Below are 20,043 nucleotides of genomic sequence, written 5' to 3'. Positions count from 1 at the left end.
CAGCCACACTCCTCCCGAAACCCGCAGAATTACGCCGTTACGCACCCGATGCGTCGGGTTACGGAGGCCGGGTTTAACCGGACATCAACCGCTTTCGTTGAAGAAAGAACCGTTCTGGCGGGAGTTCTTCAACATGCAGTACAACAACAGCGTTTCTTCCTTCGTGCGCCGGGTTGGCGCAGCGGCCGCTTTCGGCGCACTGATCGCGGCGACGCCGGCGGCCTTTGCCGATCCGTCGCAGGACGGCTACCGGCTGACGGTCAGCGGCTATGTGCCGGTGGTCTGCCGCGCGAACCTCGACAACTCGGTTGCGGCGTCGAACGGCAACCAGGTCGATCTCGGCACGCTGCACGAATTCTGCAACAGCGCGAATGGCTATCAGGTGACGGTCGATCACTCGCCCGAGCTGGCTGGCGCGACCCTGATGATCGACGGCAATGCCGTGCGCCTCTCGGACGCCGGTTCGACGGTCATCTCGGGTGCCGCGCAGCCGGGCATCGCGGCGCACAAGGTGTCGCTGGTCACCGAGAACGGTCAGGCCAACGGCACGCTGTCGATCCGCGTCACGGCGCTCTGATCCAGCCCAGGCTGGATCAGGAGCAGATCGTTCCCGGCGTACCCGCGGCCAGCGGGGAGATGGTGACGGTCAATATGTCCTGATAATTGGGGGCGGGCGTTCGCGTCTGCCCCCCTTGCAGCAGGCGTACATCGACCGGCAGCAGAATGCCCTGGTTCGGCGGCGATCCGGCCAGGCCGGCGCGGGTGCAGGTCCGCGTGATCGGGGTCGTATTGGACGGGTTGCGCGTCTGCCCGACAAAGGTCGCCGAATATCCCATCGACTGGGTCGCATTCGCCGGGTTGCCGCCCGGGAAGGTCAGCCGATACCCATTCTGCGATGTGACATCGATGGAATAGGGACCCGAACTTGCGACCCGGACATAGCCGGTGCGGATGATCGGCGTGCTCGTCACATCGGCATCGGTCTTGTCTCCGACTTCCCCGAAATCGAGCGCGGGGCCCGCGTAGCTTGCCTGCAGCGCACTCAGCACATTGACGTTGATATGGATCGCGCTCGACAGCTTGGTCGGCGTGACCACATCCGCCATGCCGCCGGTGCCGTTGCAGACATAGAGGATGTCGAAGTCGATCGGCAGTCCAGCCGACAGATCGACATTCGCCGGCACCGTGACGACCAGGTTGAACGGCGTCGACTGGTCGGGCTGCGAGGCGCCACCGAAATTGTAGTTGATCTCACCCGCCGACTGCGAGTTGATCGTCGGGTGCCCCATGGTGTTGCCCTCTGTGTAGAGGATGCTCGTGCCATTGTAGAGGATCTGGTAGTTGGGGGTGCCCACCGGCTTGGTCAGCACGAAGTTGACCGTCTGGGTCTTCGCCGCGCCGGTTCCGAAGCGGGTCAGGATCAGCGGGATCGTCACCTGGGTCAGCCCGGTGGGCGAGAAGGGGTCATAGGTGATTGTCGGCGAGGCCAGTGCCTGGCCGGACACACCGCAGGTTCCCTTGCCCTGCGCCCAGGCTGGCGCGGCCCCGGCGACGCTCAGGACGCCGCAGATAGCTGCGAGCAGCGGTATCTTCTTGCTCATGGCTTGGTTCCGTCCTTAGCTGCAGGCGTGAGCTCGCCAAGGCGGACTACGCCTTCGGCCTTCTCCGCAATATCAATGACGTAGCTGCTCTTTTCGGTGTCGAGCATGTCGATCCGCCAGCGCCCGGCGGCGAGGCCGGTGGCGGCGAAGCGTCCCTCCCGGTTGGTGAACACCACCACGGGCTCGCGTTCCGGATGCGCCAGCTCGGTTGCCTTGCCGGTGACCAGCGAAACGGGATCGCCGTTGCGATCGGTCATCCGGCCCATTGCCGTCAGGTTGTAGCCCGAGCCGACTTCCAGCCGATATCCGCTGCGATAGGGCGGGAAGAGGCGATAGGCGCCCTGGCCAAGATCATATCCGGCGGGTGCGTTCGGCGAGTCGATCTTGACCGTGCGCTCCGCATAGGAGCTGAGGCTCGGTTGCAGGGCGGTGCCGAGCGCGCCGGTCGAGGCGGTGTAGCCGAACTCGGTCGGATCGACGCGGATATTGGCGCCCTTCAGGCTCTCATGGCCCTTGACCACCGCGAAGCTGTCATAGATCGGCCGGCCGATGGTGAGCGCGCCGTCGGCGAGCGCGATCGCGGTGCCGAAGCGGAACGAAGTCCGCTGCCCGGTGGAGCGGCCGAAATCGTCGTCGAACGTGCCGAAATGGCTGAAGCCGAGATCGGCGCGGTTGCCCACATAATTGCCGGCGACGCTGACGCCCGCACCATTCCTGTCGCGCTCGATATCGGCCGCGATGTTATAGGAGCCGACGCCCTGGCCGTGCATCATGTTGTACGACAGGCGTGCCCGTTCGGTCCGCGTGTCATAGTCGGCACGGAAGTTGGAATAGCGGCCGAGGCGCAGGGTCAGGCTGAGCAGTCCGCCCAGCCCCTTGCGGACATTGTCGCGCTCGTAGCGCAGGTCGCCGGTCAGGGTCAGGCGATCATTGATCCGCCAGCCCATGGTGGCGCGCGCCGTGTACAGGTCGCGCTGGCTGTCGCGTCCGCGGGAGTACCGCCCGTCGATGCCGCCGTAGAGATAGTCGGTGAAGGTGTGCGAATAACCGCCGCCTGCTTCCCAGCTGAAGGGGTTGCGCGGGATCACCGTGCCGATCGGCCCGAAATTCCTGCTGCGGCTTTCGAAGAAGAGCGTGATCGAGTCCGAGCGGCCATTGGGACGCTGGATCAGCCGCTGGAAGGTTGCCAGCGCGGCGCGGCCGTGGCCGATGCCGTCGATCTGCGACAGCGAGAGGCTGCCGGAGAAGGTGCCGAGCTTCGTGCCCCACACCGCCTCGACGCCGCCCATCACAACCCGGCTGTCCGCCTGGATATTGGCTCCAAGGGTGAGCGCGTCGCTCATGCCGTGCCGGAAGAAGGCGGAGACCGCGGGCTTGCTGGTGTAGTTGGGGCCGTGCGCCTCGAGCGGCGCCATCACGCCCGCATACAGGCCGAACTCGCTCAGGCCCGATGCCAGTTGCGACTGGTCGAGGAAGACGTTGAACCGCAGGATCTCGCTGCGCCCGGCATCGTCGAGGATCGACAGGCGCACGTCGTTCGCGCCCTGGGTGAACGGGAAGTCGCGCAGGTTATAGGTACCCGGGGCGAGCTGGAGCCGCCGGACGAGCTCGCCGTTGACATAGACTTCGACGGTCGACGGGCGGGTGAGCTGGAAGCTGCGATCGCCGCGCGGACGGACGATCTCCTGCGGTTGCAGCACGCTGTACGAGCGGAAGACCGACAGGCCGGCGATATCGGGGACCGACTGGAAGCCGCGCGTGACCGGCTGCAGGTCGCCCAGCGTCCAGCGGACCAGCCGCTTGGGATCGTCATAGACGAGGCGGGTACCGAGCCGCTGGAAGTCGGTGGCGTTGCTGCCCGGCTGCCAGACGGCCTGGCTCTCGAGCACGGCGCCGAGCGCCCGCATTGCGCCGTCCAGGAACAGCACCGGCGATTGCACGCCCTTGTCCGGGCCGCTCCACAGATAATCCACGTTGCCGCGGATATTGAGATAGGCGCTGAATTCGGCGGGTTTGACATAGGTGCCGATCCGATCGCGATCCAGCGGGCTCACCATCACGGTGCGCGTGGCGCGACGCTCGCTGGCGATGTCCAGCGCGATCGCCAGCTGCTGCGGATCGTAGCGGATCTGGATACCGGATGCCTGGAACGCGTCCGGCCCCAGCGCGGTCTTGCCTGCGAAGCTCGCCTGCAGATTGCGCAGCACGTCGGGGTCGAGCACGTTGGAAAGCAGGTCCATCAGCCGCCGCGACGAGAACTCGATCGAGTCATCCGGCTGGATGGTGACGACGATGTCACCAAGATAGACCGGGCCGTCCTTGGCGGCGACCGTCAGCGTTATCGCCTTGCCCGTCGTGTTGATCCGGGCTTGCGGCTCGCCGCTGGTCGCGGGCTTGGGCAGGACGATGTGGCGCTCCTGCTCCTGGCTGGTCTGTTTGGGCCCATCCTCATTGGCGTGGGCCGCCGGTGAGAGGATGATGGGCGCGCAGCCCGCCATCAGGACGATGGCGAACCAGCGCAGGGGGCGCCTAGCCCTCGGGCGTGAATTGGGCATCGATCGTGCCTTCACTGGTGGGGAGCTGGATGGGGATGAGCAGCCGGCGGGTCTGACCCGCGCCGACCAGGCCGAAGCCTACGGTCTGCTGGATCTCGGGCCCGGCGAGCGTGCGACGGAACACTTCCTTGCCGCTGCGATCGCGCTCGACGATCCGCAGCCGGCCCTTGGAGAGATAGCCATGGGCGGGGCTGTCGTTGGTCAGGGTGATCGCGGCGATCGCCTGCCCCTTTTCGTCGAGCGCGACTTCGCTCTTGGCGATCTTGAGTTCGGGCTTGGCGCCGGCCGGCTTCACGCTCACCAGCACCTGGAAGTTGTACAGGATCTGGATGGCGGACTGGCCCTGGGGCAGCTGCACCGGCAGCTGGGCGACGGTGACGTAATAGTGCTTGCTGCGGGCAAGGGCGGGGTCGCCGATATATTGCACGCGGAAGGACTGGGTCTGGCCGGGCTGGATGATCGCCTGGGGCGGGAAGATCAGCAGGTCGCCGGAGTCCTTGCCGGTGCCGTGAAGCCCGGCCTGGTCGAAGGTGAGTTCCTCGACGCGCAGCTCCACCGGAAGCGGCTGGGTGAAGGTGTTCTCCACCGTGATCGTCTGGCTCATTCCGCTGCCGGTGGGCGTCAGGTCGACGACGACCGGTTGCACCGTTTCCGCCTGTACCAGCGGACTGCTCGCGAGCATGGCGGCGGCCAGTGCCGGACCAAGAGCGAGACCACGGACCCATTTCTTCATCTGTTTTCCTCCCGGTATGCGTGGGGTGCGTCAGTCGGCGACCTGGATCTCCAGGACGATCTCGTCGGTGTAGTTGCCCGCCACGAGGGGGGCGCCGCCGCTGGCGAGGGTGAAAAGGACCGCAAGGTCGCCCGAGCGGGCGCTACTTGCGTCGATGGTGATCGGCGTGCCGTCATCGGTGCCGCGCTCGGCCTGGTCGGCGCCCCAGCGGACACCCAGCCGATAGGGCAGCAGCTGGCGGAAGGGGGCGACGCTCGCCACCGCCGCGCCGTCCCGCCGCAGTCCGCCATTGCCGCTGCGCAGCACGATGCGATGGGGCGCGTTGCAGATGACCGGCAGCTCGACCCGGATCGCCGCCGCCAGGGGCGTCGCATCGTTCAGGCTCGCCAGCTGGTCGATCCGGATGCGGCCGGTACCGGACGACACCGGATCGAAGCTGGCATTGGTGCCGCTGGTGCCCGCGGGCGATTTCATCAGGCAGGCGGCCGGCGCTTCACCGATGATGTCGAGGTGGCCGGTGACCGGCTGCGGCTGGTTCTGGGCCAGGGCGGCTGCCGGAAGCATTGCCAGCGCGACGGGGATCAGGATCCTCTTCATTGCTGCGGCTCCAGGGTAATGCGCAGCGTGTCGCCATAGGTGCCGGCGACAAGCGGCGCGTTTGCGCGGTGATTGGTGGCACCGGCATCGATCTCGAGGCGGAGCTGCAGCGTTCCGGTCGCGGTTTCGCTGACGAAGAGGCTGGTCTCGGCCATGCGGCGCAGCCGGGCATCGGCGAACAACGCGAGGGTCTGCGATGCCCAGTAGAGCGTGGCGCGGTAGGGGACCGCGTCGCCGAACCCTTCCGGGGCGTTGCCCACCCGCTCGCTGGTGCGCCAGAGCCCGTTGTTCTGGCTCTCCACCCGCAGCAGGTGCGGGAACGCGCAGACCGCGTCGAAGCTGATCTCGGCCGATGCCGGGCGGGTCGACAATGTCGTCCCGTCGACCAGCTGATCGATCGGCAGGCTGTTGCCGTTGATCCCGCGGAAATTGGCCTGGGCGCCACCCAGCCGCGGAGCGCCGAGCGTGCAGGTGCCTGGCACCTGGCCGGTCACGTCCATTGCCCGGACCTCGCTGATCGTCTGCGCGACGGCGGGGAACGGGAGCAGGACCGCGATCGCGAACAAGGGGTGGCTGCGCATGTCGTGCACTCCCTCAATCGGCCACCGACAGCGTCACCGTGACCGCGCCGCGATACAGCGGATCGGAGACGAGCCGCAGCCCGGTGCCTCCGCCGGTCAGGAAGTTGTCGAGCGTGATGGTGATGTCGCTCTGGAACGCGGTGGCGCGGTTCTGCGAGGCGGCCGGGTTGCTGGCGGCGCCCGTGGTGAAGACCGCGGATGTCGGGGTCCAGCCGCTGGCGGCGGCGCGGTAGTTCACCGTCCGCGAGAAGCCGGCCGGCGGCGTGCCCGTCGCGTTCTGCGACAATAGCGGCGTCGCCTCGACCGAGATCACGCTGCGGGTGCTGCAGAACGCCCCGGTCAGGGTCCGGGTCGGCGCCGGCAGGTCGGTGCGCAGCAATCCGGTCGACGTGTCGATGAGCACGCCGAGATCGATGTTACTGCCGCCCGTCAGCGTCCCGCCGAAGCAGAGCGAGGGTACCGTGCCGGTCACCGTAACCGTACCGCTGGAGGTGGTGCCCGTGGTCTGGGCCCATGCCGGCGCGCAGATGACCATCGAGGCGGTCAGGGCAGCGCGGAAAACCATATGCTTGTTCATGCTAGCCTCCCAATTCGGTCGGGTGAGGTGCCTGGCGGGATCAGTCTCCGCCGCCACTGAAGTTGGGCGTGAGGGTGACGATCACCTGGCCGCCATAATTGCCGGCGACGAGCAGGCCGCTCCCCGGCGTCGAGGACTGGGACAGCGTCACCCGGATGTTGCCCGAGAAGAGCCCGACATTGACGGCGCCGCCCGGACCCGGGCTCGCTGCCAGCGAACTGTCGGTCGTCGAGGTGCTGTTGGCCGCCGCCGTGGCGAGATAGTCGACCCGGGTGTCGAAACCGGAGATGGCGGGGCCGCCATAGTCGAGGTTGAGCAGCGGCTGCGCCTCGACCGTCATGGTCGCCGCGGTGCCGTTGCACCAGCCGACCAGATCGCGGAACTGGTTGTCGACGCGGGCGGTGTCGAGCCTGCCGGCAGCCGCGCCGGTGCCGCTCTGCGAGATCTCCCCGAGCGCGATGACCGCGGAGGGGACGGTGAAGAGGCAGCGATCGGCGACGGATCCGTTCACGTTCACCGTGCCAGTCGACTGCGCCAGCGCCGGAGTCGCGACCAGCGCGGCCGGAACGGCGAGCAGGAAAGAGATGCGCATGGTCGTTCTCCAGCAGAAATGTCTGGACGAGGGAGGAGAGGGGGCGGCCTCCCTCGCCCAGCACGGGTCAGGCGGACGGGCTCACGGTGAGCGCGATCACACCCGAGTAATTTCCGGCCTCCAGCATGTCGGTCGCGGTGGTGGTGTTGCCGTTCGAGACCGTGAGGACGATGTTGTTCGGCGCATTGGCCAGGTGATCGCCGACAAGCGCGGTGGTCGCGCCGGCGACGTTCGAGGTGTCGATCGCCGAGGTCGTGCCCCCGGCCGCTTTCGAGGCGACCATCGTCGCGGTGTAGTGCACCGTGTTGGTATAGCCGGCGGTCGGGGTCACGATCGCGGAGTTGACCAGGGCCGAGGCATCCACCGAGATCTGCGGATTGGCACTCGTGCAGGTGACCGTGAACGACCGGCTCAGGCCACCCACATTCGCCGAGAAGGTCGGATTGACCTTGCCGTCGGCAACGGCGAGTTCGCCCAGGTTGATGCTGCCGTTCAGGCCGCCCGCGGAAGTGCATTTGGCGGCGACCGTGCCGGTCACCGTGACATTGCCCGACACGCTCTGCGCGGCTGCCGGGACCGCCGCCAGCGCCGAACCGGCGAGAAGGGCGGTGAACAGAAGCTTCTTCATAATGCTCTCCTATTTGAAGTCGGGCAGGTCAGGCCGGAGCGGCGCGGCTGCCATTTTTCACTTGGGGTAGAAGCCCGGGGTATCTGGCGCCGGCCGCCGGGCCGAACCGGCAGGTCGCCGTCAGGGCGATGCGCTGAGCGTCACCGTCAGGACGTCGGAATAGGTACCGTTCACCAGCGCCGATGCGCCGGCATAGGGTGGGGCGGATACGCGCAGGTACGAGCCTGCCTGCAGCGTCGATGCGGCGGATAGGCGCAGCCCCTGCGCGGTGCTTGCCGGGCCGAGGAAGCTGCAGGTGGAGCCGGTGGGCAGCGTCGATGCGGCGCAGGTGGCGTCCGCCGTCGTCCCGCCGCCATTGGCGACGAGATGCAGGCTCACATCATAGGGCGCGCGAACGGTATAGCCGGTCGGCGCGGTTCCCGTGGTGAGCAGGCCGCCATTTTGCGACACTACCGCGACGCGCGAAGGGCCGGTGCAATCGAGCACGAAGGCGAAGTCGTGCTGCAGCCCGTTCACGTCGAAATCATTCTGGTTGTAGGAGCCGCTCGGCGTGCCGCCCGTGCCGAAGCCGCATCGGCCGCCGACTGAGGCCGTGACCGGGATCGACAGGACGATCTGATTGGGCGTGCGGCCCGAATCGGGGGAATATGCGGTTGTTTGGGCAGAGGCGGCGGAGACCCACCCCATGCAGACCGCGAATGCCAGATGCGTCCTTGTGCGCATGTCCTCACCCTTCTGGTTCGCGACACTCTCGGCATCGCGCCTTGCTCAGAAGGATGGTGAACAAACCGTTAGGTAGAACTTGTGGTCTTCCACATGTCGGTAATTGCGTATTACATCGATAATACACAGATCAATGATCTGATATCATTCGCTTTATTTTCGTCCGAACTTTCGCCGGCCGCGCATCGTCTCGATTCGGAGCATTGCCGGACCCAGAATCGTCGCGGATCGAGGTGATCCGCATTCTCTGGACGGCCCTTCGGAGGAGAAGGGTCGTCCAGTGCCCGGGCTTGCGAACCGCGCGGATCGTGTCGGTCCTCGGGCTCCCGATAGGGCGATTTTTCCTGAAAAACGTAGGGTAAATGCGTCTCAACGCGGTCGATTTAGATTGCGTTAACACCTTGTGCCGCACCGGGACATCGAACGTTTCACCCATGTCACGAGTGCCTCTCGAACGAACTGTGTGATGGGCGGTCCCCACGATCGTCCCAGTCTTCCCGGCTTGCCGCGGAGGACGCGTTTGCATGTCCGCGTAGCGTCAGGAGGGTAATGATGTTCACGACCGCAGGATCGATCTGCAAGGCCTCGAATGTATCTCCGGCTCGCCGCCGGAAATTGCTCGCGGGTGCCGGCGGCGCGGCGCTGACCCTGGCGCTTTTCCTTCCCTCGGCGGCCTGGGCCGACGACTATGTCGTGACCAGCGAAGCGGAGCTGCAGGCGGCGCTGACCGTCATTGCCGGCAATGCGGACCCCAATCCCCGGATCGTGCTCGGCGCGAGCTTCAGCGTGTCGACCGCGACCTTCACGCTGCCGAACAAGCCGGTCACCATCGATACCCAGGGCTTCGTCCTGACCGGCCCGACCAGTGGGCAGGGCACGCTCATTGCGGGGCCCTCGGGCAGCAATACGCTGGTCCTTGCGGGCAATTTCGGCGGTAATAACGGGATTACCTCGGGCACATTGTCGCTGAACGGCACGGGCACCGTCACCAGTACGGCGACGATCCGTGGCAGCTCGATGGGCAGCGCGGGTCAGGACCCGGGCATCGCTCTCAGCCTGAACGGTACCGGTACCTTCGTGAACAACGGCTCGATCCTGGCCGGCGACTCGATTTCCTATACGCTGACCCCGACCGGCGACAATTCGGGCACGGCCGTATCGATCCTGAGCGGCGGTACGCTGATCAACAACAACCTGATCCAGGGCTCGAATGGCCAGAGCGGCAGCGATGGCTTTGCGGTCTACTCGCGCAACATCGGCCAGACGTCCTTCATCATCAACAACGGGACGATCCGCGGCGGATCGAACAGCGATCCCGCCTTCACCGGCGGCGCGGCGATCCGCGGCTTCGGCTCCTCGCTGCTGACCCTCACCAATGCGGGTACGATCGAAGGCGGCAACGGGGCCGCGGCGATCCAGGCCTTTGACCAGGCCTGGTCGGTCAAGATCATCAATACGGGCACGATCCGGGCAGGCGCCGGCGGTACCGATGCGATCCGCATGGACACCAATGGTGGCACGCGCCTGTACCTCGAGCTGTGGGCGACCTCGAACATCGAAGGGAATGTGGTCGCCAGCGTAAGCGGCACCGAAGTCCTGGGCTTTGGCGGCCCCACCGACGCGAGCTTCGACATCTCCCAGGTCTCGCCCACGGGCAAGTACCGCAACTTCACCAGCACCGATCGGTACGAGAAGAACGGCACCAGCACCTGGACGCTGACCGGCACCAACGCGATGGCGATGGACTGGACCATCAGCCAGGGCACGCTGCGGGTCGGCGATGGCGGTGCCGCCAGCGTGGCGTTCCGCCAGGTGGTCAATGACGGCACGCTGATCTTCAACAGCAGCATCGCGAATTCCGTAAGCGGCGCGCTCAGCGGCACTGGGTCGATCCGCCAGATCGGCACCGGCACGACGACGCTGGTCGGGAATACCAACACCTATAGCGGCGGCACCCTGATCACCGCCGGCACGCTGTCGGTTGCCTCGGATGGCGGCCTTGGCGACGTCTCCGGCGCGCTTACGATCGACGGCGGCGTGCTGCAGTGGACCGGAACCGGCAGCATCGCCCGGACGATCAATTGGGGAACGAATGGCGGCGGCTTCGAAATCACCGCAGGCGCTGGCCTGACGATCGCGCAGCCGCTGCTAGCCGGCGGCGCGCTGGTCAAGTCGGGCAGCGGCGGGCTCACCCTGTTGGGCGACAACACCTATACCGGCGGCACGACGATCGCCGCCGGCGCGCTGAACATCGGCAATGGCGGCACCACCGGGTCGGTCCTGGGCAACATCGTCAATAACGGCGCGCTGAGCTTCAGCCGGTCGGATGATTACAGCTATGCCGGCGCGATCACCGGCACCGGCACCTTGACCAAGAACGGCCTCGGTGGACTGACGCTCACAGGCCAGAGCAGCTATGGTGGCAACACGAGCATCTCGACCGGTCAGTTTCTGGTGGCCGCGGGCGGTACGGTCGTATCCGGTGGCCTGACGGCGATGACCAACAACAGCGCCACCCTTGCCGTCGATGGAACCGGCTCCAGCTTCAGCACCGCGTCGTTGAACGTGGCGGGAAGCAACGCCAGCCGGGTCATGGCCGTCAACCTCAGCAATGGCGGCCATCTCGCGCTGACGGCCGGCGGCCTGACGCTCCGCACCGTGCTCGGCACGGCCCGGCTCAATATCGACGGCGCGGGCTCGCTGTTCGACATGACTGGCGGTCTGAGCCTCGCCACCGCCGCGACCGGCGGCGGCGCGGTGACAATCAGTGGCGGCGGCACGCTTCGCACCGCGAGCGCCAGCACGATGGGTGCGGCGACCGGCAATGTCCAGAATGGCGGCGCCCGCCTGCTCGACGTGACGATCACCGGTGCGGGCTCGAACTGGACGAGCACCAGCTCGCTGCTGGCGACCAATGGCAATTTCACCTTGGCACAGGGCGGTGCCGCGAGCTTCACCAACGCCACCTTCGGTACGGTGTCCTCATCGTCCAGGGCGAAGCTGAGCATCTCGGGCGCCAATTCGAGCTTCACCACCACCAGCGGCGACCTGGTTATCGGCAGCGGCGCGGGCACCGGCGAACTCGTTCTCAGCGATGGCGCCTCGGTGAACCTCGCCGGGTCGCTGGTGCTTGCGGACAGCGCCACGGCGACCGGCGTACTCAGCATCGGCGCGGCCGAGGGTCAGAACGGTGTCGCGGCGGGTGCGTTCACCGCGCCGGCGGTCATCCTGGGCAGCGCCACCTCGCGCCTCAGCTTCAATCACACCGCCGGCGACTATCTGTTCAGCGCCGCGATCTCGGGCGCGGGCGTGATCAACCAGCTGGAGGGCACCACCAACCTCACCGGCAACAGCAGCGCCTTTGCCGGCACCGTGAACGTCTCGAACAGCACCGGCAACGGCAGCACGCTTCGCGTCAACGGCACACTGGGTAATGCGACCAGCCTGGTCAATGTGTCGAATGGCGGCCGGCTGGGCGGCGCCGGAACGATCGGCGGCAATGTCGTCGTCACCGACGGCATCCTGGCCCCGGGCAACAGCCCGGGTACGCTCACCATCGCGGGCGATCTCAGCCTTGGGAACAATTCGCTGCTCGATTACGAGTTCGGCCATTCCGACGTGGTCGGCGGCCCGCTCAACGATCTCACGCAAGTCGGCGGGAACCTGACGCTCGACGGTACCATCGACGTTACCGTCACGCCGGGTGGCGAGTTCGGCATCGGCGTCTACCGGGTGCTGAGCTATGGCGGGTCGCTCACCGACAATGGCCTGAATATCGGCACGGTGCCGGCAGGCGGCATCGTCGTGGCCCAGACCTCGGTCGCCGGGCAGGTCAACCTGGTCAACTATGCCGGTGCCGCGCTCAATTTCTGGGACGGCAACGGTGCGCGCGGCGACAGCGTGATCACCGGCGGCAACGGCGTGTGGCAGGCCGGTGGCGGCAACGACAACTGGACGCTCGATACCGGCGCGGCCAACAGCGCCTATACCGACGGCAATTTCGCGATCTTCATGGCTGCGCCGGGCACGGTGACGGTCGATGCCGGTCTGGGCGCGGTGAACGCGTCGGGCATGCAGTTCGCCAGCAGCGGCTATCTGGTCACCGGCGACGGGATCGGGCTGGTCGCGCCGCAATCGATCGTCCGGGTGGGCGACGGCACTGCGGCGGGGGCGGGCTACACCGCGACGATCGCCAGCGCGCTGGGCGGATCTGGCCAGCTGGTGAAGACGGATCTCGGCACGCTCGTGCTGACCGGGGCCAACAGCTATGCGGGCGGCACCGCGATCAACGGCGGCACGCTGCAGGTGGCGAGCGACGCCAGCCTGGGCGACGCGGCGGGCGGGCTGAGCTTCAGCAACGGCACGCTGCGGGTCGCCGGCGACATGACCTCGAACCGCGGCATGGTGCTGGCGGGGGCGGGGACCGTGACCACCAGTGCGGGATCGGACTGGGTGCTGACCGGCGATGTCGGCGGGGCCGGCGCGCTCACGATCAGCACCGACAACACCGTGACGCTGACCGGGGACGTCGCGCACACCGGCGGCACCACGATCACCGGTACCGGCTCACTGCTCATCGGCAATGGCGGCACCAGCGGCACGATCGCGGGTAGCATCGTCAACAACGCCAATATCCAGTTCAATCGCGCGGATGCCTCCACTTTTGCCGGTTCGATCACCGGTTCGGGCAATTTCAGCAAGCTCGGCGCCGGACAACTGAATCTCTCCAGCAACAGCACCTGGACCGGCTCGGCGCTGATCCAGAACGGCGAGCTTCGGGTTGCCAGTGGCAACAGCGTCACCGCGGCGAACCAGACGGGGATCACCAACGGCGGAACGCTCACCGTTTCCGGTGTCGGATCAACCTTCACGACCGGGTTCGTCAACGTAACGGGTAGCGGCAACGGCGTATCGACCATCAACGTAGAAAATGGCGGCGTGCTGCGGACCACGCTGGGCGGTCTTGCCCTCCGGTCCGGTCCGCCGGCGCCCGCTGCCGCAGCGAACCTCAACATCACTGGCGCTGGCTCGCTGGCCGACCTGCTCGGCCCGCTGACCGTCGCCAGCAGCGCAGGGACGTCGATCGGGAACGTCACGATCAGCGGCGGCGGTGCGCTGCGTTCCACCGGCGCCAACCTGGTAGGCGCAGCGGTGGGCAACGTCATCGTTCCCACGCTCACGATCACCGGCACCGGTTCGAACTGGACCAGCACCGGCACGCTGGCGATGACCAATGGCAACTTCTCGCTGCTCGACGGCGGCGCGGCGAGCTTCACCTCTGCGGTGATCGGATCGGCCACCACGCGGCCGGCCGCGATGCTGGTCTCGGGCCCGGCCTCCGTCTTCACCACGAGCGGCGACCTGACGGTCGGCACCGGGGCGGGTACCGGCGTGCTCACCCTTGCCGATGGCGGCAGCATCGCCGTGGGCGGTACCTTCACCCTGGCCGACAATGCCGGGGCCACCGGCGTGCTCAACATCGGCGGCGGCGAGGGCGCGGCGGCGGCCGCGGTGGGCCTGTTCGGTCCGGGGGCGCTCAACCTGGGCAGCACGACCTCGCGGATCAACTTCAACCATACCGATCCGGCTTATGCCTTCGCCACGTTGCTGAGCGGCACGGGAAGTCTCAACCAGACCGCCGGCACGACGATCCTGAGCGGCGCCAACGGCTATAGCGGCGTCACCAACGTCACTGGCGGCACGTTGCTGATCAACGGCGACCAGTCCGCGGCGACCGGCCTCACCACGGTGGGTGCGGCGGGCACGCTGGGTGGCACCGGCATCATTGGCGGCGGCGTCGACCTGGCCGGCACGCTGGCGGCCGGTTCGAACGGCGTCGGCACGCTGACGATCAACGGCGACCTCAACCTGGCTTCGAGCGCGCACCTCGCCTTCGAGCTGGGCCAGGCCTATACGGTGGGCGGACCGCTCAACGATCTGGTCAATGTCGGCGGCAATTTGGTGCTCGATGGCACGGTCGACGTAGCGACCTCGACGGGCGGAAGCTTCGACGTCGGTATCTACCGTATCCTCAACTATACGGGTTCGCTTACCAACAACGGGCTCGTCATCGGCAGCCAGCCGGCGGGGGCGGACACCTTCGTCCAGACTTCGGTCGCGGGCCAGGTGAACCTGGTCAATATCGGCGGGCTGACGCTGAACTTCTGGGACGGCGCTGCCGGTCCGAAGTTCGACGGCGCGATTGCCGGCGGTAACGGCGTCTGGCAGGCGCATAGTGGCAACGACAACTGGACCGAGCTGAGCGGCGCGCTCAACGCCGGCTTCTCGGACGGCGCGATCGCCATCTTCACCGCAAATGCGGGTACGGTAACGGTTGACAACAGCCAGGGCGCGGTGACCGCCTCGGGCATGCAGTTCGCCACCAACGGCTATGCGATCACCGGCGATGCAGTAACGCTTACCGGCACCCAGGCGGTGATCCGCGTGGGAGACGGCACTGCTGCGGGCGCGAGCTATACTGCGACGATCGCGAGTGCTCTGACCGGCGCGAGCCAGCTCGTGAAGACCGATCTCGGTACGCTCGTGCTGACGGGCGCCAACAACTATGCGGGCGGTACCCGGATCGAGGGCGGCACGCTCCAGATCGGCAATGGCGGCAGCATCACCGGCGACGTGGTGAACAACGCCGCGCTGGCGGTGAACCGCACCGGCACGCTGGCGCTGGACGGGGCGATCTCGGGCAGCGGCACGCTAACCCAATCGGGCGGCGGCACGCTGATCCTGAACGGTGTGAACAGCTATGCCGGCGGCACCACGATCACCGGTTCGAGCATCCTGCAGATCTCGAGCGACGCCAATCTCGGCGCAACCACCGGCCTGCTGGCGCTACAGGGCGGCACGCTACGTGCCGGTGCCTCCTTCACTTCGAACCGTGCGATCACGCTCGGCAGCGGCACTTCCAACCGGATCGATGTCCAAGGCTTCGATGTCACGCTGGGCGGCGTGATCGGCAACGGCGCTGGCAACATGACGGGTAACTTCCTCGACAAGCTGGGCACCGGCACGCTGACGCTCACTGGCGTGAACAGCTATTCGAACCGCACCCTGATCGCGGCGGGCACGCTGGCCCTGTCGGGCGCGGGTACGATCGGCGCGGGCAACCTGATCGTCGGCGCGGGCACCGTGTTCGACATTTCGCAGGCGAACACGGGCGCGCGGGTTATCCAGCTGAACAGCGGTGCGGCGGGCACGATCGCGCTTGGCGCCAAGGTGCTGACGCTTGGTGCCACCCTCTCGTTCAGCGACTGGTCGGGTAGCATCGCCGATGGCGGCATCGCCGGCGGCACGGGCGGCAGCGTGGTGATCCAGGCGCCGAGCGGCGCGGTGCGCTTCTATACGGCGCAGAGCTACTCCGGCGGCACCACTGTCAATGGCGGCACGCTCGCGCTGATCGGCGATGGTGCGCTCTATGCGGGCGGGGCGGTGGCGGTGAACACCGGCGCGGCGTTCGACATCAGCGGCGTCACCGGCCCGGGCACCGTGATCGGCGACCTGTCGGGCGCGGGCGCGATTGCGCTCGGTGGCAACGTGCTGAGCTTCGGCACCGCCAACAGCACCAGCTTCGCCGGTACGATCTCGGGCAGCGGCGGCCTGGTGAAGTCCGGCGGAGGCACCATCACCTTCTCGGGCGCGAACAGCTATACCGGTACCACCAGCGTCACCGGCGGTACGTTGCTGGTCAATGGCAACCAGTCGGCGGCGACCGGCTTCACCAGCATCGGTAGCGGCGCGACGCTGGGTGGCTCGGGCATCCTCGGCGGCGACGTTCTGATAGCGGACGGCGGTACCCTCGCACCGGGCAACAGCCCGGGCACGCTCACCATCAATGGCGGGCTGACCCTGTCGACGGGTTCGACCCTGGCCTATGAGTTCGGTGCGGCCAACGCGGTCGGCAGCCCGCTCAACGACCTGGTCAATGTCGGCGGCAACCTGGTGCTCGATGGCACGATCAACGTGGCGGTTAGCGCGGGCGGCGCGTTCGATATCGGTCTCTACCGGATCGCCAACTATGGTGGCGCGCTGACCGATAACGGCCTCGTCATCGGGACGATTCCGGCGGGCGCCGAGCTCAGCGTGCAGACCGCGATCGCGGGCCAGGTCAACCTGGTCAACACCGGCTCGGCGGTGCTCAACTTCTGGGACGGCGCTGCCGGCCCGAAGTTCGACGGCGTGATCGCCGGCGGCAGCGGCGTGTGGCAGGCGACCGGCGCCGACAACTGGACAGATGTAAGCGGCGCGGTGAACGCGGCGTTCGACAACGGTGCAGTCGCGATCTTCGCCGGCACGGCCGGCACGGTGACTATCGACAATAGCCAGGGCGCGGTGACTGCCGCCGGCCTGCAGTTCGCGGCCACCGGCTCCTATGTCATCCAGGGTGGTGCGATGACCCTCACCGGCCCGCAATCGGTGATCCGCGTCGGCGATGGCAGCGCGGCGGGCAATGGTTTCATTGCCGACATCCAGTCGGTGATCGCCGGCAACACCCAGCTGGTGAAGACCGATATCGGCCGGCTCATCCTGGGCGGCACCAATATCTATACCGGCGGCACCGCGATCAACGGCGGTGTGCTGCAGATTGCCAGCGACGCCAATCTGGGCGCGGCTTCGGGCGGCCTCAGCTTCAATGGCGGCACGCTCAACACCACCACCAATATCAGCTCCGCACGCGCCGTCGCCCTCGCTGGGCAGGGTGTGTTCTCCACCGATGCGGGCACGACGCTGACCTTGACCGGCGCGATTACCGGCACGGGCAACCTCGGCAAGACCGGCACCGGTACGCTGGCGCTTGGCGGCACCGGCAGCTTCACCGGTGGCATCCAGGTCGCGCAGGGAACGTTGCTGGTGAACGGCAACTATGCCGCTGCGACCGGCACTACCAGCATCGCCGCTGGTGTAACACTCGGCGGTACCGGCACGCTCGGCGGTAACGTGACCTTGAACGGCACGCTGACGCCTGGTGCCGGCGGTGCGGGAACCCTGACGATCGGCGGCAACCTGTCGATCGCCCAGGGCGCGACACTTGGCTATGAATTCGGCTCGGCGAATGTCGCAGGCGGCACCCTCAACGATCTGGTCAATGTCGGCGGCAACCTGGTCCTCGACGGCACGATCAACGCAAGCCAGACTGCGGGCGGTCTGTTCAGCGCCGGGGTCTATCGCGTCTTCAACTATGGCGGCACGCTCACCGACAATGGTCTGACGCTCGGCGCGCTGCCGGCCGGCAGCAATGTCGCGGTGCAGACTTCGATTGCCGGCCAGGTCAATCTGGTCAACTTCGCCGGCCTCACGCTGAACTTCTGGGACGGCGCCGCCGGCCCCAAGAACAATGGCGCGATCAACGGCGGCACCGGCACCTGGCAGGGCAGCACCGGCAACGACAACTGGGCCGATGCCTCGGGCGCGGTCAACGCACCCTATAGCAACGGCGCCTTCGCAGTGTTCGGCGGCACCGCCGGTACAGTCACGGTCGACAACGGTCTTGGCCAGGTCGCTGCTTCGGGCATGCAGTTCACGGTGGGCGGCTACACTGTTGCCGGCGGTGCGATCCTGCTCACCGGTGCCCAGGCGGTGATCCGCGTCGGCGACGGCAGCACCGCGGGTGCGGGCTATACCGCGACGATCAATGCTGCGCTCACCGGCGCGAGCCAGTTGGTCAAGACCGATGCGGGTACGCTCGTCCTCGGCGGTACCAACAGCTACACCGGCGGCACGCTGATCACCGGCGGAACCGTGCAGATCGTAAGCGACGCCAATCTGGGCGCGGCTTCGGGTGGCGTCACTCTCGATGGCGGCACCCTTGCCACCAACGCGACGCTCGCCAGTGCCCGCAACCTCGTCCTCCAGGGCGCGGGCACGGTTTCGACAGCCACCGGAACGAGCTTCACCCTGAGCGGCCTGCTTTCGGGCGCGGGCAATCTCACCAAGGCCGGGGCCGGCACGCTGGTTCTGGGCGGCACCAGCACCGGTTATGCAGGCACCACCCGGGTAGCGGCGGGCACACTGGCGGTAACGGGCGCCCTTGGCGGCACCGTCAATGTCGACGCTGCCGGTCGTCTCGAGGGCACCGGCACGGTAGGCGTGGTCACCAATGCGGGCACGATCGCGCCGGGCCTTTCCGGGGTCGGCACGCTCACCCTTACCGGCAACTATACCGGCGCCAATGGCACGCTTGAGATCGAGGCCGAGCTTGGCGGCGACGGCGCGCGGGCTGACCGCCTCGTCGTCGGTGGTGCCACCGCGGGCACCACATTGGTCAAGGTTACCAATCTGGGCGGTACGGGCGCACCTACTGTCGAGGGCATCAAGATCGTCGATGTCGCGGGGGCCTCGAACGGCGTGTTCACGCTCGACGGCGACTATGTCTTCGAGGGTGCCCCGGCGCTGATCGCTGGTGCCTATGGCTATCGGCTCTACCAGAACGGCGTCTCCACGCCGACCGATGGCGACTGGTATCTCCGCTCGAGCCTGCTGAGCCCGGTGGCGCCGCCGGCGACGCCGCTCTACCAGCCGGGCGTTCCCGTCTACGAAGCCTATGGCCAGACGCTGGCGACGCTCAACACTATCGGCACGATGCAGGAACGCGTCGGCAATCGCCGCTGGAGCGCGGGCAGCGATGGTACCTCGGGTATCTGGGGCCGGATGGAGAGCGCTCGCTCGCGCCCCAATGCCGTGCAATCGACCAGCCTCTCCGGCGTGAATGTCGACAGCTGGACGGTTGAGCTCGGTGTCGACAGGACCGTCAGTACCCGCAGCGATGGCTCCACCCTCGTGGTCGGCCTGCTCGGCGGCTATGGCGAAGCGCGGGCGAATATCGCTTCGCCCTTCGGCAACGGCAGCATCAAGACGCAGGGCTACAGCGCCGGTGCGACGCTCAGCTGGTTCGGCCCTGAAGGCTTCTATGTCGACAGCCGGGCGCAGTTCACCTGGTTCGATAGCAAGCTTAAATCGACCGTTCTTGGCAAATTGGCCGATAGTAACAACGGCACCGGCCAGGCTTACAGCGTCGAAGTCGGCAAGCGCTCGCCGCTGTCGGGGAGCCTGTCGGTGACGCCGCAGATCCAGATGGCCTATTCGACCGTCGGGTTCGATCGCTTCACCGATCCGAACGGCGCAACGATCTCGTCGCGCCTCGGCGACAGCTTGAAAACGCGCTGGGGCATCTCGCTCGATCGCCAGGACGCCCGCAGCCACATTTATGGCGTGGTCAACCTCAGCTACGAGTGGCTCGATGGCACCGTGACCGAGGTCTCGGGCACGCCGATCGCGCGCAGCAACGAGCGGCTGTGGAGCGAACTCGGCCTGGGCGGCAGCGTGGCGGTGGGCCGCGTCACCTTGTTCAGCGAGCTCTCCGCCAACACCGCGATCCACGACTTCGCCAAGAGCTACAGTCTCAAGGGCGTTGGCGGGCTTCGCCTGGCATTCTGACCGGGCGGCGG

General features: G+C 67.1%; 11 protein-coding genes. 2 read left to right on the top strand and 9 right to left on the bottom strand.

From position 1 onward, the window contains the following. The first annotated feature begins 97 nt into the window (after positions 1-97). On the top strand, positions 98-577 hold the full coding sequence (locus HNP52_RS11540; protein WP_184166990.1) for a hypothetical protein: 480 nt from the start codon (positions 98-100) through the stop codon (positions 575-577). A 16-nt stretch (positions 578-593) separates the two neighbouring features. Here the strand turns inward: HNP52_RS11540 and HNP52_RS11535 are convergent, their stop codons facing one another. From HNP52_RS11535 to HNP52_RS11495, 9 genes are all read right to left on the bottom strand, one after another. Further along, positions 594-1,601 (bottom strand): hypothetical protein, encoded by a 1,008-nt coding sequence (locus HNP52_RS11535; protein WP_184166986.1) that lies wholly within the window; start codon positions 1,599-1,601, stop codon positions 594-596. Further along, positions 1,598-4,156, bottom strand: a complete 2,559-nt coding sequence (locus HNP52_RS11530; protein ID WP_184166983.1) for a fimbrial biogenesis outer membrane usher protein — start codon at positions 4,154-4,156, stop codon at positions 1,598-1,600. Before HNP52_RS11530 ends, HNP52_RS11535 begins: the two co-directional genes overlap by 4 nt. Continuing rightward, the gene (locus HNP52_RS11525; RefSeq protein WP_184166980.1) at positions 4,131-4,889 is read right to left on the bottom strand and encodes a molecular chaperone; all 759 of its coding nucleotides are present in this window, start codon (positions 4,887-4,889) and stop codon (positions 4,131-4,133) included. The genes HNP52_RS11530 and HNP52_RS11525 overlap by 26 nt, the downstream gene beginning before the upstream one ends. Before the next feature lie 30 nt (positions 4,890-4,919). After that, on the bottom strand, positions 4,920-5,486 hold the full coding sequence (locus HNP52_RS11520; protein ID WP_184166977.1) for a hypothetical protein: 567 nt from the start codon (positions 5,484-5,486) through the stop codon (positions 4,920-4,922). Beyond that, entirely contained in the window at positions 5,483-6,067 is a 585-nt protein-coding gene (locus HNP52_RS11515; RefSeq protein ID WP_184166974.1) for a hypothetical protein, read from the bottom strand. Before HNP52_RS11515 ends, HNP52_RS11520 begins: the two co-directional genes overlap by 4 nt. A 13-nt stretch (positions 6,068-6,080) precedes the next feature. After that, positions 6,081-6,644, bottom strand: coding sequence for a hypothetical protein (locus HNP52_RS11510; RefSeq protein ID WP_184166972.1), 564 nt, complete (start codon positions 6,642-6,644; stop codon positions 6,081-6,083). A 40-nt stretch (positions 6,645-6,684) separates the two neighbouring features. Further along, a complete protein-coding gene (locus HNP52_RS11505; RefSeq protein ID WP_184166969.1) occupies positions 6,685-7,236 on the bottom strand; it encodes a hypothetical protein in 552 nt (183 codons plus the stop codon). Positions 7,237-7,303: 67 nt separating this feature from the next. Then, the gene (locus HNP52_RS11500; protein WP_184166966.1) at positions 7,304-7,864 is read right to left on the bottom strand and encodes a hypothetical protein; all 561 of its coding nucleotides are present in this window, start codon (positions 7,862-7,864) and stop codon (positions 7,304-7,306) included. A 120-nt stretch (positions 7,865-7,984) separates the two neighbouring features. Continuing rightward, on the bottom strand, positions 7,985-8,587 hold the full coding sequence (locus HNP52_RS11495; protein WP_184166963.1) for a hypothetical protein: 603 nt from the start codon (positions 8,585-8,587) through the stop codon (positions 7,985-7,987). Between the two features lie 552 nt (positions 8,588-9,139). Between HNP52_RS11495 and HNP52_RS11490 the strand changes: the two genes are divergently transcribed. Beyond that, entirely contained in the window at positions 9,140-20,032 is a 10,893-nt protein-coding gene (locus tag HNP52_RS11490) for an autotransporter outer membrane beta-barrel domain-containing protein (protein WP_184166960.1), read from the top strand. The last annotated feature ends 11 nt before the right edge of the window (positions 20,033-20,043 follow it).

The organism is Sphingomonas kyeonggiensis, assembly GCF_014204495.1.
GTDB lineage: Bacteria > Pseudomonadota > Alphaproteobacteria > Sphingomonadales > Sphingomonadaceae > Sphingomonas > Sphingomonas kyeonggiensis_A.
This window is presented reverse-complemented; position numbering and strand designations above follow the sequence as displayed.